This is a genomic window from Mesorhizobium sp. NZP2077, assembly GCF_013170805.1.
Classification (GTDB): domain Bacteria; phylum Pseudomonadota; class Alphaproteobacteria; order Rhizobiales; family Rhizobiaceae; genus Mesorhizobium.
In genome coordinates, this window is record NZ_CP051293.1 from 1,586,207 (window position 1) to 1,599,828 (window position 13,622).

Here is a 13,622-nt window from a genome sequence, read left to right on the forward strand (position 1 = left end):
GGCTCAGCCGCCGGCCGCGGTCTCGGCCAGTGCCAGGCCGTCGGCGGTCTGCTTCACCGGGACGATGCCGCGGGCCAGCGCCAGCAGATATTTGTTGTATTCGGTGAACAGCACGCGCAAAGCCTGCGGCTTGGTCAGCCAGCCACCATTGTCGAGATTGGAATTGACCACCGGATAGGGTTCCAGCTTGGCGCCATGCAGCAGCCGGCTCATTTCCAGCAGGCTGCGTGGCATGTGATAGTTGTTGGTGACGAGGATCACCGTGTTATAGGCATGGCTTTCGACCCATTTGGCGCTTTCCTCGGCATTGCCGATCGTGTCGAGCGCGGCGCGGTCGATATCGACGCAGCAGGAAAACAGCTTCTTGTCGCCGCCGGTCGCGACCTGGAGCTGGCGGCGGCTGGCGGAAGGATGCACGCCGCTGATCAGCAGCCGCTCGCCCTTGCCGGACGCCAGCAGATCCATCGCGGCGTCGAGGCGTGACTGGCCGCCGGTCAGCACGATGATGGCATCGGCCTTTGCCGGATTGGCTGGCGTGGTCAGATGGGCGACCTTGCTGGCGAACCAGCCGAAGCCGCCGGCAAACAAGGTTGCGAGGACGAGAAGGGAGAGCGCGGATATCCGCAGTGCGGTCTTTAAACGGCTAACCCCGCCGTGGTCGCGCAAACGAGCAACCACCACTGGCATCTTCCCAGCCGTCCCGGTCGAATCCCGCACGTCCATAGCCATATGGTTAATCCTGAAATGCGGCCTTTGGTAGGTAAAAGACGCACTTTGCGTTACGCCGTTTCTCCATTCGTGATCGCCCTGCTTCCGTCGCCGCCAGAGAATGCTTCCTTTTCATGCGTCGGGTTGGCGAACGTCGATGTCGCTGAGATAGGCGACGACGGTGGCATGCGAGGTTGCCGCCGTCAGCGCGCCGATCACCAGCACCATGAGAACGACGCCGAGATAGCCTGCCGAGCCGATGGCAAAATTGCCGAACAGGGCAGTCGCCTGATCGGCCTGCGGCGTCGCCATGTTGCGCGACGACCACCAGGAAAAGACGATGAAGACCAGCACCGCCGCCGCGCCGCCGGCGGCCGCGCCCTTCATGCCGGTGACCAGGAAATGCCGGCGGAATTCGCGTGCGATGAAAGCCGCCTCGGCGCCGACGAAATGCAGCACCTCGATGATGTGGCCGTTGCCGGCCATGGCGCCGCGGGTCGCGAACACCACGGTCAGCACGGTCGCCGACAGCATCAGCGCCAGTACGGCAATGCCGATGGTCACCGTGGTGCGGGCCATGGCCACCAGCCGGTCGACCCAGGTGCGGTGGTCGTCGAGCGACGCGCTCGGCAGTTTCGGCGTGATGGCAGCGCGCATGGCGGCGAAGTCGGGCGGGCTGTTCTCGTCGATGGTGACGATGATCAGGCGCGGCACCGGCAGCTCGTCAATGTTGAGACCGGAGCCCAGCCATGGCTCCAACAGCCTGGCGGTCGCCTCGCGGTCGATGATCCTCGTCGATTTCACGCCGGGAAATTCGGCGGCGATCTGCGAAGCCTGGGCAAGCGCTGCCTCCATGTCGAGGCCGTCGGCCGGCTTCACCTGGATCGTCGCCTCGCGCGAAATCTGGTTCTCCCAGACCGAGGCGGTGTCGCGCACCAGCGTCACCGCGCCGAAGGTCAGGCACGACAGGAAGGTCATGATGGCGATGACCAGCACCAGGGCGCGGCCGGCGATGTTCTGCGCCGGCACGATCGGCGCCATCCGGCGCTGGGCGCGCGGCTTTGCCTCGGCCGCCTCGGCTTCCTGCTCATGCTCTTCGAGATGTTCGGCCGACAGGTCAGTCATAGATGTCCAGCCTTCCGCCGGCCAGGATCATGCGGCGCGCGTCGACCTGTTCCATCAGGCCGAGATCGTGGGTGGCGATCACCACGGCGGTGCCCAACCGATTGAGCTCGATGAACAGCCGCAGCAGGCGCCGCGCCAGCGGCGGATCGACATTGCCGGTCGGCTCGTCGGCCAGCAGGATTTCCGGCTGCTCGATCAAGGCACGGGCGATGGCGGCACGCTGCTTTTCGCCGCCCGACAGGACCGGCGGCAGCACATGCATGCGCTCGCCCAGCCCCACCCATTTCAACAGCTCGGTGACGTCGGTGCGGTAGCTCGCTTCCTCGCGCCCGCGCACGCGCAGCGGCAGCGCGACGTTCTCGTAGGTGGTCATGTGGTCGAGCAGGCGAAAATCCTGGAACACCACGCCGATGCGGCGCCTGAGATGCGGCAGTTCGGCGCGAGAGATGCGCGAGCGGTCCTTGCCGAAGATGGTGATCAGCCCGCGCGTCGGTTTCAGCGACATGAACAAAAGGCGCAGCAACGTCGTCTTGCCGGCGCCCGAAGGCCCGCTCAGGAACTGGAACGAGCGCTCCGGTATGTGCAGGGAGATGTCGCGGAGGATTTCCGGACCCATGCCATAGCGAAGGCCGACATTTTCGAAGCGAATCAATTTCGACGACCTGAATTTCCCGGCAGTGCCGAGCCTGCCTGTTCTGCGAGAAGACCATCGGCCGGCATGGTTAACCGGCGGTTAATTCCTGTGCTGTTTCGGCTTGTCACGACGGCTCCGGTGGGGAAGCGTTAACCATTTTTGTTTACGCAAAAGAAACGAAAAGCGAACACGCGCAATAACGGGGCCATATGGCTGACGAACGAACCGCGCGCCCGGTTTCCGGCGAAATCATGACCGATCTACCGGCAATTGCCGTGGCGGACCGGATCGTGCGCTGCCCGGCCGCCGATATCGTCGATGCCGACTATGAAGTGATGCCGCGCTTTATCCCTGCCGTGGAAAGCGTTTCACCGCTGCCGCGCGCGATCGTTACGCCACCCATCGAGGGCATGGACATGCTGCGCAAGCCGGAGGCGCCGACGGAACGTCCGCCGGCCGCGCGCGGCGGGCCGATTTTCTGGATCGCCGGCATCGGTGCTGCCTTTGCCGCCTTCTGGGTCTCCGGCGGACATGCGCTGGTACGCCAGGCGCCGTTCCTGTCCGCCGCCCAAGCGTCGGCGCTGACCATTTCTGGCGTCACCTCACGCATCGACGCCTCAGGCGCCAATCCGGTGCTGTTCGTCGATGGCGAGGCCGCCAATGACGGGACAGGGCCGGCGACCCTGCCGCCGCTCGAAATCCGGGTGACGGGCAATGATGGACGCACAGCCCGCTATACGTTGGGGACATCCGGCCATTCGCTGGCTTCGGGCGAAAGATTCCGCTTTGCCAGCCGCCTCGACGTGCCTAAGAACGGCGTAAGGACCGTTTTGGTCACCTTCGCCGAATAGCGTGTGTCGATATTCAGGTGAGGCCGGCCTGCAAACAGCGGTTCCCTGCGCTTCCGGTGCTCACGTACTTTAAGTACGCTCCGCTCCGGTTCTCGGAAATCGCCGTTTTCGGCTCGGCCTGACCTGAATCTCAACACACGCTCGGTGTGAAGGCGTTGGGTAAAAACTTGAGGGGGCGAAAAATGCCAATCGTACGCAACAAGGACATCGAAGTCCTGTTTTCGGCGTCGGCGATCGCGCGCCGCAATCTCGAACTGGCCAAGGAGATCGCCGAGCACGACTATCATGATCTGCTGGTGATTTCGGTGCTGAAGGGTTCGTTCATCTTCGCCGCCGACCTGATCCGCGCCATGCATGATGTCGGCCTGTCGCCCGAGGTCGAGTTCATCTTCATTTCCAGCTACGGCGCCGGCACCACCAGCGGCGAGGTGAGGGTGCTGCGCGACATCGACAACGAGGTCGCCGGCCGTGACGTGCTTTTGATCGACGACATTCTCGAATCCGGCAAGACGCTGACCTTCACCCGCGACCTGATGCTGTCGCGCGGTGCGAAAAGCTGTTCCATCGCCGTGCTGCTCGACAAGCGCATGCGCCGCCAGACCGCGCTCGTCGCCGACTATGTCGGCTTCGACTGCCCCGATTATTTCGTCGTCGGCTACGGCATGGACGTGGCGCACGCCTTTCGCGAATTGCCGTTCGTGGGCGTTGTGAAGGGCGATGCGTGAGGCGAGAGCCTTGCACCGGCAAGTTCTGAAAAAGCCCTTAACGGCGCCGGAAAAATTAGCCTGGTCGGGCGCCGGGGGCTTTCAGGAAAAGTCAACTTTTCGCGGCCAAATTGCCGGCCATGGCAAAGCTTTTGATCGTCGAGGACGATGAGTCCGTCCGCACCCTCGCAGCCCGCGCGCTCGAACGCGCCGGCCACGCAATCGATATCGCCGCTGACGGCGCGCAAGGCCTGGCGCTGATACGCGCCGCGCATGGCGCATATGATCTCGTCGTCTCCGACATCCGCATGCCGGAGATGGACGGCATCGAGATGGCGATCGCAGCGGCCGCACTTTTTCCGGCGATGAAGATCATGCTGATGACCGGCTATGCCGACCAGCGCGAGCGCGCCGAGGAGTTGAACGGCATCATCCTCGATGTCGTGCAAAAGCCGTTCACGCTGGCCGAGATCCGCTCACGCGTCGAACGGGCGCTGATCTGCTTCGCCTAAAGCGCGTCGGGTTGAAACGGATTCATGCGACGTGCCTTAGGTCTTTGTTTTATGCATGTCGTTCTCCCAAAACCGAGGTCACTTTTGGGCGACATGCATTAGATATCCAACGTGGCAATCTATCTTCGCATCCCCTAATATGCCTGCGGGCAGCTTGGGGTGGGAAGAATGGCGCGTCAGCGTCGCAAACTTGAATCGACGGCGGAAGAACAGCCCGCAAGCGCGGAAACTCCGCCGTCGCCGCCGGAGCGGCCACGGCGTCTGCGCGACAAGTTTTCGCTTGCCGGCTTTGATACGTGGTCGACCACGGTTCGCAGCATTTTCCTCAACGCGCTCTTCCTGGTTGCCGTCATCATTGTTTTCCCGGTGCTGGTCAGCCAGTTCCGCCGTGACGAGGTGGTCATCGAGCCGATCGCCGTGCCCGAGGCGCTGAGCAAGGAAGGCCTGACCGCCGATGTTGCGGCAAGCCGGGTCTGGGATGGTCTTCAGGACGTAGCGGCGAAGGCTAAGACCAGCAAGGCAAGCATCAGCGCCATCCCGCAATCGCGGCGTGTCGAGTTTTCCTTTCCCGATTCCGGCTTCTCGATCGAATCGCTGATCTTCCATGTGCGCCGACTGTTCAACGCCTACGAGACGCGCATTTCCGGCGAATTCGTCTGTGCCGACGAGACATGTGGGCGCTCGGGCCTGCGCTTGCGGCTCAGGGTCGTGCGCGACACGGTCGAGATCATCGATCTGCCGCCGATCGGCGACCGGTCCGAGCGGGAATACTTCGCCGACGCCGCCTCCAGCATCATGGCGACCCTTGATCCGTTCGTTGCCATCGCCGCCGACGCCGAGAAGGAGCCTTTGCGGGCGACGACGTTGGCGCGACGGCTGATCCGCTCGCACCACAAGGATGCCAAATGGGCCTACAATCTCGTCGGACTCATCCGCTACAATGCCAATGACCTGCCAGCCGCTATCGAGGATTTCAGGGCAGCGATCGCGCTCGATGCCGGTTTTCTACCGGCGCGCCTCAATCTGGGAAATGTGCTGCGCGTCTCCGGCGACCTTGACGGAGGCCAGGCCGAGTTCCGAGAAGTGCATAGCCGTGACGCGACGAACGCGCTTGCCGTCGAGGGTTTCTCCGACATAGCGATGGCGCGCAAGCATACCGACGAGGCGATCAAATTCCTGGTCGAGGCGGCGGATCTCGATCCCGAGAATCCGCGCTACTACGCCAAGGCCGGCAAGATTGAGCTCGATCGCGGGCGCAAGGAGCAAGGCGTCGGCTTGTTGCGCCGTTCGCTCGAACTCGATCCCGGTTATATCGTGGCCTTCGCCTATCTGGCGTCGATGTATATTGGCGACGGCAATTACGAAGAGGCGGAGAAGGTGTTTCGCGACGCCGCCGACTATTCGCCGCAAAATGCCGAGGCGCAGGCGCAGGATGCCAATCTGCTGGCCTTGCTGCACAAATGGGATGCCGCGGCGCAGCGCTATGACCGCGCCAAGATCATCGAGCCCGGCAATGCCGGCTACTGGCTGGAATATGCCCACTGCCTGCAGGCGCTCAGTCAGCAGAAAGAGGCGTTGGAGGCGCTGGCAACGGCGGTCAAGCTGGCGCCCGACAAGGCCGAGATCTACAGCGCGCTTGGCGACAGTTATCGCGACACCGACCGCAAGCCCGAAGCGATCGCCGCCTACAAGAAGTTTCTGGAGTTGGACAAGACCAACTCGCCGACCCGGCCAATCGTCCAACGCTTCATCGAAATTCTGTCCGGCTGATATCGGCTTCAGGCCGTTTCGCGTGTTGCGGTAAGCACAGGCGCCGCGCTCTTGCGCCGCTCGGAGTTGAGCGCCAGCAGGCCGGCGCCGATGATGAGCACCGCACCGATCACGGTCGTCGACCTGGGCACTTCGGCAAAAAACAGGAAACCCCACAGCGGCGACCACAGGATGCCGGTGTATTCGAAAGTGGCGACGCGGTTGGCCGGCGCCAGCCTGTAGCCCTGCGACAGAAGGATCATGCCGGCGGAGGCGACGAAACCGCAGGCGGCCATCTTGAGGAAATCCGGCAGCGTCGGCAATATCCACGGTCGCACCAGGAATTCGACGCTGGGGTGGATGGCGTGGGTTATGCCGGCCAGGTGGAATGTGCCGGCAACCACGGCGGCGCCGATGAGATAGGCGCCGTTCTGATAGAAGGCCATCACCGTGGATGATTCGGTATCGCCGATCTTGCGGGCCATCAGCTGCGAGAAACCGTAGAGCGCCGCCGAGCCCAGCGACAGCAGCGCCGCCCAGTCAAACAGGCCGGCGCCGGGACGCACCATCACGATGACGCCAACCAGTCCGATCAGGACGGTTGCCAGCGTCCGCCAGGAGACGTGTTCGCCAAGATACGGCCCGGCCAGCGCCATGATGAACAGCGGCGCCATGAAATAGAGCGCCACGGCGTCGGCCAGCGGCAGCGCGGCGATGGCCAGATAGTACACCGTGTAGGAGGTGAACTGGATGAAGGCGCGGATCGTCAGCAGGCCGAACCGTTTCGACAGGATTGCTCGCAGCCCGACATCTGCTTGGACGAGGACGATCAGGATCGGCAAGGCGACGATCGAGCGGATCGCCATCACCTCGGTCACCGGGTAGCCGCTCGACACGGCCTTGACGAGCGGGTCCTGCAGCGAGAAAACCAGTACACCCAGGCACAGGCTCAGGATGCCGCGCACCATCCTATTCTGCATCTGCGGTTCGGCTCCTGCGCATATGATCCGAAGCTGTCGCCTGCGGCTAAAAAGAACCCGCCACCGTTTCGGGCAGCGGGCACGAGTGAGGACTCTTTATTGGTCCGCGGCTGATTTCGCAGCCGCATATCCAATGGGTGTAACAACTATCGTCCGGCGTTTGACATGTTGCAAACGAATTGGAATGATAGCTGTAATCAGATTTTCTTATGGCGGATTCCATGCGACCAACCCTCGACAGTGATCTACTGCGCACCTTTGTCGCCATCGCCGAGGCCGGCAATTTCACCCGGGCGGCCGAGCAGGCCGGCCGCACCCAGTCGGCGGTGTCGATGCAGATGAAGAAGCTGGAAGAGCTGGTCGGCGACAGCCTGTTCGAGCGCGGCTCGCGCGGCGTCGCGCTGACCCGGCGTGGCGGCGAACTCATCGTCAACGCCCGCCGCATCGTCTCGCTGCTCGACGAAACGGCGGCGTCGATGGCGGCGCCGCCGCTCGGCGGACCGGTGCGCATCGGCATTCCGGAGGAATATGGCCATGCCATCCTGTCGCGCGCGCTCGGCGCGTTTTCGAAACGCCACACCAAGGTCGAGGTCACCGTGCGCTACGCGCATTCGGAGGCGCAGCTGGCAGCGCTCGCCGCCGGCGAACTCGATCTATGCGTCGTGTTCGAATGGCAGGATCCGGCCGGCGGCGAAGTGCTAATGCACGACCCGACGGTCTGGGTGACGTCGACCCTGCATCACATGCACGAGGAACGGCCGGTGCCTATCGCGCTCTACAACCGGGTCAGCTGGTGCAAGGACTTCGCCATCAAGTCGCTGGAGCAGCGCGGGCTTGCCTATCGCGTCGCCTATACCAGCGACACCACAGGTGGTCTGAAGCTTGCGGTCACCTCGGGACTGGCGATCGCGCCGATCTCGCGCAGCAACATTCCGGACGGCTGCCGTGAATTGACGTCCGCCGACGGATTCGGCGACATCGATTCCTCGAATGTGGTGATGCACCGCAACCCGAATGCATCAGGCGAGGCGATCGACGGCATGCAGGAGGCGATCCGCGAGGCGTTCGTCAACCGGTAGAGTCGGCGACAGCTTTCATGGAAATGCGGACGGTCGCCGTTTGCTATTTTAGCTCAAGCAGCCGTTCCAGATAGCTGCGCTCGATGTCGGGGCTCAGCGCATTGCCGAGGCGCTTGCGGATCGCTTCCAGTATCTGGCGGGCACGCTGGACGTCGATCTCGTCGGGGACTTTCACTGAATCGCCGAAATCGGGGCCTTGGCTGGCGCGCGGTCGGCCGAGCGGGTCACGGTCGGCATTCTGCTGGCGACCGCCTTCCTGGCTGCCGCCCTGGTCGCCTTGCATGGCCTGCATCTGCTTCATCATGTCCTTGGCGCCCTTGCGCAGCGCCTCGAGCGCCCGGCCCTGGTGGCCGACGGCCTCGCCGCCCTGGCCCTCGCCAAGCGCCTGTTCGGCATTGCCCATGGACTTGCCGGCCTCGCCGAACCCTTCATTGGGCTCCATGCCCATGCCTTCGAGGCCTTTCTTCAGCTGCTCAAGGTCGCTTTTCAGCTGGCCCTGGCCTTCCTGCAGCTGCTTCAGCGCGTCGGCAAACTCCTGCGGCGTCATCTGCTGTTTCGGCTTGGCGAGCGGATCGCGGTCCTGGCCAACGCCCGGCAAGTCCTGGTCCTGGCCACCGCCAGACTGGTCGTTGGGGTTCTTGCCGCGCTGCATCTGGTCCATGCGGAAAGTGTCGTTCATCATCTCCTGCTGGCGGCGCAGGATATCGCCGAGCTTGTCCATCTGCTGACGCATCTGGCTGTCCTGCTCGCCGCCCTGCTGCTGACGGCCGGCCTGGAGATTGTTCATCATGTCCTGCAGCTGCGACAGCAATTGCTGAGCCTTGTCGCGATCGCCCGACTTTGCCAGGTTCTCGATCTGGTCCATCATGCGGTCGATGTCGCTCTGGCGCAGTTCCTGGCCATTCTGCTGCATCTGCGGCGCGTTCGGGTTCTGCTTGGCGCGCTCGGCGAATTCCTGCAGGAACTGGTTCATCGCCTCGCGCAGTTCCTTCATCGCCTTTTCGATTTCCTGGTCGCTGGCGCCATTCTTGATGGCGTCCTGCAGCGCCTGCTGCGCCTGGCGTAGCCGCTTTTCGGCGGCCGATAGGTTGCCCTCTTCGATGCCGAGCGCGATTTCCCAGAGAAAGGCGACCTCGCTGCGCAGCTGATCGTCGTTCCCGGCGAGCTTCAGCCGGCTGCGCGCGCTCATGATGGCAAGGTAGTGGGACATGTTGTCGAACGTATCTTCCGGCCGCAGCGTGATGGCGTCGATCAGGTCGAGCACGTGCGGCCTGGCATTGGCGTCGAGCGCCAGCAGGCGGCGCTGCTCGATCACCGCCCGCGCCAGCGGGTTGGCGAACGGCCGCTCGGGCATGACAAGCGTCTTGGTCTCGCTGGACGCCGAATGTCCGGCATCGTCGGTGGCGACCAACGTCAGCTTGATGCTGCTGCCGGCCCAGACATGCTCGGTCAGGTCCTTGGTGGTCTTGGCGGCATTCGACTTGCCGCCGCGGCGCGGTAGCGCCAGCGGCATTTCGGGCGCGCCGTAGAGCGGGTGCGCATCCGGCGCCTGCGGGTCGGCCAGTTCGAAGACCGCCTTGGCGTTGGCTGCGCCATAGTCGTCGTCGATCTGGTAGTTGAGTTCGAAGGCGCCGTTGGCTGCGCGCTTGGGCTCGCCGATGAAGCGGATCTGCGGCGGTTTGTCGGGGATCACGGCGAAGGCCCAGCGACCAAGCTGGTCCTCACCCGATTTCAGCGTCAGCGTGCCGTCGCCGGTCAGCTTGCCGGTGAACTGGCGCACCTTGGAAGGCGTTGCTGGGCTAGCTGCCGGCTTGGCGGTGGCCGCCTGCGGTCCGGCCGGGTCGATGGCGCGCGCATTGCCATCCTTGTCGGCATAGGCAAGCGTTTCCTCGCCCGAGCCTCCGGTCACGCGCAGCGAGACATCGCTGCCTTCAGGTACATGAAACGTTGGCGTCGCCTGGTTGGCGTCTGCGGTCAGGAAGATCGGCGGCTTGCCGGTGTAGGCCGGCGGCGTCACCCAGGCATCGATGCGCGGCGGTACGGCATCGTGCGCGCCGTGGGCGCTGAAGCCGTCGGCTATCCTGCCGCCGGTCGGCCCGAAGGAGAAGGCAAAGGCGGTGACGAGCAGGAGTGCCGCCACGGCGCGCAGCCCCCAGGGGTCGCGCTCCGGCACGCGCGTGCGCGGCAGGTCGGCGCCGATTCTGTCGAGTTTGGCGGCCATGCGCTTCTGGTGTTCGCGCCACAGCGCCTGCGAGAAGCTGCTGTCCCGGCCGCTTGGTCGGTCGGCCTGCACCAGCACGGGGCTGTGCAGCAGTTCGTTGGCGGCCTCGATGCGGCGATCGACCTCAGCGGCAGCAGGCAGGCGGAAGAAGCGCAACGGATAGAGCGCTGCCACCCCAGCCAGGCCGAACGCGGCGACAAGGCCGATCCGTACAATATCCGGAAGCCGCGAGAAAATACCGAACCAGGAGATGCTGAGATACAGGCTGGCGATAATGATCAGCGGCAGCAGCAGCGGCCAGCCGCGCTCGACCACCATCGAGACCCGCGTCGCCAGCCGACTCAAGGCCAGGCGCCCGGCCAGGCCGCGATCGTTGCTGAAGGTGGGTCGTTGCGTCATCGGCCCTTCCTGGAATCGGACAGGATAGCCCGATCCTTACGACTCGAAGAATACCAGCAAACACGGCAAAGGCGAGGCGCTTTTAAAAAACGTGAAGCAGGCCGCGATAGTTGCAATCAGAAGTTTGCAGGATTTGCATTCGCCCCACAGACCAGCACCGCGACGCGTTCGCCCGGTGCCGGTGCGTAGCGGCCGGACAGGATCGCCGCGAAGGCAGCCGCACCACCCGGCTCGGAAATGATCTGCACTCGGTTCCACAGCGCCCTCTGGGCGGCGATGATGTCGTCGTCGCTGACCAGGATGGAACGTTCGACGAAGGCCTCGGCGAGCGGGAACATCAATTCGCCGACGCGCTTTGGCGCCAGCGAATCGGCGGCGATGCCTTCCGCCGGCGCGTCGACCGGATGGCCCGCCTCGAAGGCGCGATGAAGCGTCGGCGCGCCCTCGGGCTCGATGGCGATGATGCGAATGCGGCCAGCGAACCAGGCGGCGATGCCGCCGATCAGGCCACCACCGCCAACGGCGACCAGCAGCGTCTCGATCTCAGGCAGATCGTTCTCGATCTCGAGCCCGAGCGTGCCTTGGCCGATCAGCGTTTCCTCCTGGTTGAAGGCGTGGATCTGCAAGGCGCCGGTTTCCTCGGCGAAACGTTCGCTGGCGGCCAGCGCTTCGGCATAGCGGGCGCCGCCGACGACGAGGTCGGCGCCATAGAAGCGAATGCGGTCCAGCTTGGCCTGCGGGCTCACCTCAGGAACGAAAATGGTTGCCTTGTGGCCGAGCCGCATGGCGGCGTAGGCGACGGCGGCGCCATGGTTGCCGCCCGACGCGGCGACGACGCCGGCCTTGGGGACCGGCCGCTCCAGCAGATTGGTGAAGGCGCCGCGCGCTTTGAACGAGCCGGAATGCTGCAGGCATTCGAGCTTGAGATCGACCGCCAGCGGCGGCTGGTCGAAGTCGGCCATGTCGACGCGCAGCACTGGCGTGTGTCTGATATAGGGGCGGATGCGCGGTTCCATAGCGGCAATGCGTTCGCGTGTGACGGTGTTGCCCTGCGCCATGACTTGTTCCTCGTATAAAAAATCTCGGCTATGCCAGCCAGTCGGGTACCGAATCCAGCCCGATCAGATCGTCATAGGTCAGCCGCGGGCGCACGATGTGGAAACGGTCGCCGTCGACCAGCACCTCGGGCACCAGCAGGCGGGTGTTGTAGGTGCCGGCCTGCACGGCGCCGTAGGCACCGGCGGTGGAAACAGCGACGAGATCGCCGGCCTTCAGCCTGGGCAGATCGCGGTCGAGGCCGAGATAATCCCCGGTCTCGCAGACCTGGCCGACCACGTCGACCATCATGCGCGGCGTGTCGGCCGGCGGCTGCACGACCGGCTTGATGTCGTGGAAGGCATCGTAGAGCGTCGGCCGGATCAGATCGTTCATGGCGGCGTCGACGACCAGAAAATTCTTGGCGTCGCCTTCCTTCACGAAAATCACTTCCGAAACGAGGATGCCGGCATTGCCAACGATCAGCCGGCCCGGCTCGAACATCACTTTCAAACCGAGCTTGGTGACATGCTTCCTGACGACCTGGGCGTAAGCATCGGGCAAGGGCGGCGGATTGTTGTCGACGCGATAGGGAATGCCGAGGCCGCCGCCGAGATCGACATGATCGATGGCATGGCCATCCGCCCGCAGCGCGCCGACCAGATCGACCAGCAGAGCGAAGGCGTCGTCGAAGGGCTGCAACTCGGTGATCTGGCTGCCGATATGGGTGTCGATGCCGGTGACCTTGATGCCCGGAAGCGTTGCCGCGCGGGCATAGACCTGCCGCGCCCGCTGCCACGGTATGCCGAACTTGTTCTCGGCCTTGCCGGTGGAGATCTTCTTGTGGGTCTTGGCGTCGACATCGGGATTGATGCGCAGCGAGATCGGTGCCACCTTGCCCAGCGCCGTGGCACGGGCCGACAGCAGCTCGAGCTCGGGCTCGGATTCAACGTTGAAGCAAAGGATGCCGGCTTCGAGCGCGAAGTCCATCTCGCGCGCGGTCTTGCCGACGCCCGAGAACAGGATCTTGCCGGGCGGGACGCCGGCGGCCAGCGCCCGGCGCAACTCGCCTTCCGAAACCACGTCGGCGCCGGCGCCGAGCTTGGCCAGGGTCCGCAGCACCGCCTGGTTGGAATTGGCCTTCATGGCGTAGCAGACCAGCGCGTCCAGCCCGGCAAAGGCCTGGGCGAACACCCGGTAGTGCCTGGTCAAGGTGGCGGTGGAGTAGCAGTAGAACGGCGTGCCGACCTGTGCGGCGATATCGGGGATTGCCACGTCTTCGGCATGGAGCACGCCGTCGCGGTAGTCGAAATGGTTCACGAGAGTGGTTCCGGAAAGTTGGAGCACGAAGAGATCGGGCTGGAAAGCCGCGGTCTCATAGGCTCTAGATCAGCGGGTCGAGGAAGAACTTCTTGTCCTTGACCGGTTTTTCCGGCTCCGGCGGCAACGGCTGCTTGGCCCTCTCGGCATCCTTGCGCGCCTGTTCGGCGGCCTCATAGGGGGTGTCAAGACCGGCCTTGCGGCCGCAGGCGGTCACGGCGGCCATCGCCACCAGCAGCGTCAGCGTCACCAAAATCCTGCTTCCGGTCATCGATCCATCCGTCCGAAACGTTTTGTCAGCCGCC

Annotated in this window: 13 protein-coding genes; 5 read left to right on the forward strand and 8 right to left on the reverse strand. The window is 64.2% G+C overall.

Translation table 11 applies throughout. From position 1 onward, the window contains the following. Positions 1-3: 3 nt before the first annotated feature. The 3 genes from HGP13_RS07865 to ftsE all read right to left on the reverse strand — a co-directional run bounded on the left by HGP13_RS07865 (position 4) and on the right by ftsE (position 2,485). Complete coding sequence (locus HGP13_RS07865) at positions 4-729, reverse strand: YdcF family protein (RefSeq protein WP_172223582.1); 726 nt, start codon at positions 727-729, stop codon at positions 4-6. A 111-nt stretch (positions 730-840) separates the two neighbouring features. Continuing rightward, positions 841-1,833, reverse strand: a complete 993-nt coding sequence (locus HGP13_RS07870; RefSeq protein ID WP_172223585.1) for an ABC transporter permease — start codon at positions 1,831-1,833, stop codon at positions 841-843. After that, positions 1,826-2,485, reverse strand: coding sequence for a cell division ATP-binding protein FtsE (gene ftsE, locus HGP13_RS07875; protein ID WP_027023302.1), 660 nt, complete (start codon positions 2,483-2,485; stop codon positions 1,826-1,828). The genes HGP13_RS07870 and ftsE overlap by 8 nt, the downstream gene beginning before the upstream one ends. Before the next feature lie 191 nt (positions 2,486-2,676). Here ftsE and HGP13_RS07880 point away from each other — a divergent pair, with 191 nt between their 5' ends. From HGP13_RS07880 to HGP13_RS07895, 4 genes are all read left to right on the forward strand, one after another. Continuing rightward, positions 2,677-3,318 carry a hypothetical protein gene (locus tag HGP13_RS07880; protein WP_172223588.1) on the forward strand — a complete coding sequence of 214 codons (642 nt, stop codon included), beginning with the start codon at positions 2,677-2,679 and terminating at the stop codon, positions 3,316-3,318. Positions 3,319-3,500: 182 nt separating this feature from the next. Further along, positions 3,501-4,043, forward strand: a complete 543-nt coding sequence (gene hpt / locus HGP13_RS07885) for a hypoxanthine phosphoribosyltransferase (protein WP_172223591.1) — start codon at positions 3,501-3,503, stop codon at positions 4,041-4,043. Positions 4,044-4,162: 119 nt separating this feature from the next. Next, on the forward strand, positions 4,163-4,534 hold the full coding sequence (locus HGP13_RS07890) for a response regulator (RefSeq protein WP_172223593.1): 372 nt from the start codon (positions 4,163-4,165) through the stop codon (positions 4,532-4,534). A gap of 168 nt (positions 4,535-4,702) precedes the next feature. Next, entirely contained in the window at positions 4,703-6,304 is a 1,602-nt protein-coding gene (locus HGP13_RS07895; protein WP_172223596.1) for a tetratricopeptide repeat protein, read from the forward strand. A gap of 8 nt (positions 6,305-6,312) precedes the next feature. On the opposite strand, the gene HGP13_RS07900 is transcribed toward HGP13_RS07895, so the two are convergent. Then, positions 6,313-7,263: a DMT family transporter gene (locus HGP13_RS07900; RefSeq protein ID WP_172223599.1), complete on the reverse strand. Its 951-nt coding sequence runs from the start codon at positions 7,261-7,263 to the stop codon at positions 6,313-6,315. A gap of 221 nt (positions 7,264-7,484) precedes the next feature. On the opposite strand from HGP13_RS07900, the gene HGP13_RS07905 reads away from it, so the two are divergent. Next, the gene (locus tag HGP13_RS07905; RefSeq protein ID WP_172223602.1) at positions 7,485-8,342 is read left to right on the forward strand and encodes a LysR substrate-binding domain-containing protein; all 858 of its coding nucleotides are present in this window, start codon (positions 7,485-7,487) and stop codon (positions 8,340-8,342) included. Positions 8,343-8,385: 43 nt separating this feature from the next. On the opposite strand, the gene HGP13_RS07910 is transcribed toward HGP13_RS07905, so the two are convergent. From HGP13_RS07910 to HGP13_RS07925, 4 genes are all read right to left on the reverse strand, one after another. Continuing rightward, positions 8,386-10,962, reverse strand: coding sequence for a TIGR02302 family protein (locus HGP13_RS07910; RefSeq protein ID WP_172223605.1), 2,577 nt, complete (start codon positions 10,960-10,962; stop codon positions 8,386-8,388). 116 nt (positions 10,963-11,078) lie between these two features. Next, positions 11,079-12,020, reverse strand: coding sequence for a threonine/serine dehydratase (locus tag HGP13_RS07915; protein WP_172223608.1), 942 nt, complete (start codon positions 12,018-12,020; stop codon positions 11,079-11,081). A gap of 28 nt (positions 12,021-12,048) precedes the next feature. Continuing rightward, complete coding sequence (gene lysA / locus HGP13_RS07920) at positions 12,049-13,317, reverse strand: diaminopimelate decarboxylase (protein ID WP_172223611.1); 1,269 nt, start codon at positions 13,315-13,317, stop codon at positions 12,049-12,051. A 64-nt stretch (positions 13,318-13,381) separates the two neighbouring features. Next, entirely contained in the window at positions 13,382-13,588 is a 207-nt protein-coding gene (locus tag HGP13_RS07925; protein ID WP_172223614.1) for a hypothetical protein, read from the reverse strand. Positions 13,589-13,622: the final 34 nt, after the last annotated feature.

Coding starts and splice junctions, on each gene's coding strand:
- HGP13_RS07865 (WP_172223582.1), bottom strand. CDS start 729: ATGGCTATGGACGTGCGGGATTCGACCGGGACGGCTGGGAAGATGCCA.
- hpt (WP_172223591.1), top strand. CDS start 3,501: ATGCCAATCGTACGCAACAAGGACATCGAAGTCCTGTTTTCGGCGTCG.
- HGP13_RS07905 (WP_172223602.1), top strand. CDS start 7,485: ATGCGACCAACCCTCGACAGTGATCTACTGCGCACCTTTGTCGCCATC.
- HGP13_RS07880 (WP_172223588.1), top strand. CDS start 2,677: ATGGCTGACGAACGAACCGCGCGCCCGGTTTCCGGCGAAATCATGACC.
- HGP13_RS07890 (WP_172223593.1), top strand. CDS start 4,163: ATGGCAAAGCTTTTGATCGTCGAGGACGATGAGTCCGTCCGCACCCTC.
- HGP13_RS07925 (WP_172223614.1), bottom strand. CDS start 13,588: ATGACCGGAAGCAGGATTTTGGTGACGCTGACGCTGCTGGTGGCGATG.
- HGP13_RS07870 (WP_172223585.1), bottom strand. CDS start 1,833: ATGACTGACCTGTCGGCCGAACATCTCGAAGAGCATGAGCAGGAAGCC.
- HGP13_RS07895 (WP_172223596.1), top strand. CDS start 4,703: ATGGCGCGTCAGCGTCGCAAACTTGAATCGACGGCGGAAGAACAGCCC.
- HGP13_RS07910 (WP_172223605.1), bottom strand. CDS start 10,962: ATGACGCAACGACCCACCTTCAGCAACGATCGCGGCCTGGCCGGGCGC.
- HGP13_RS07915 (WP_172223608.1), bottom strand. CDS start 12,020: ATGGCGCAGGGCAACACCGTCACACGCGAACGCATTGCCGCTATGGAA.
- HGP13_RS07900 (WP_172223599.1), bottom strand. CDS start 7,263: ATGCAGAATAGGATGGTGCGCGGCATCCTGAGCCTGTGCCTGGGTGTA.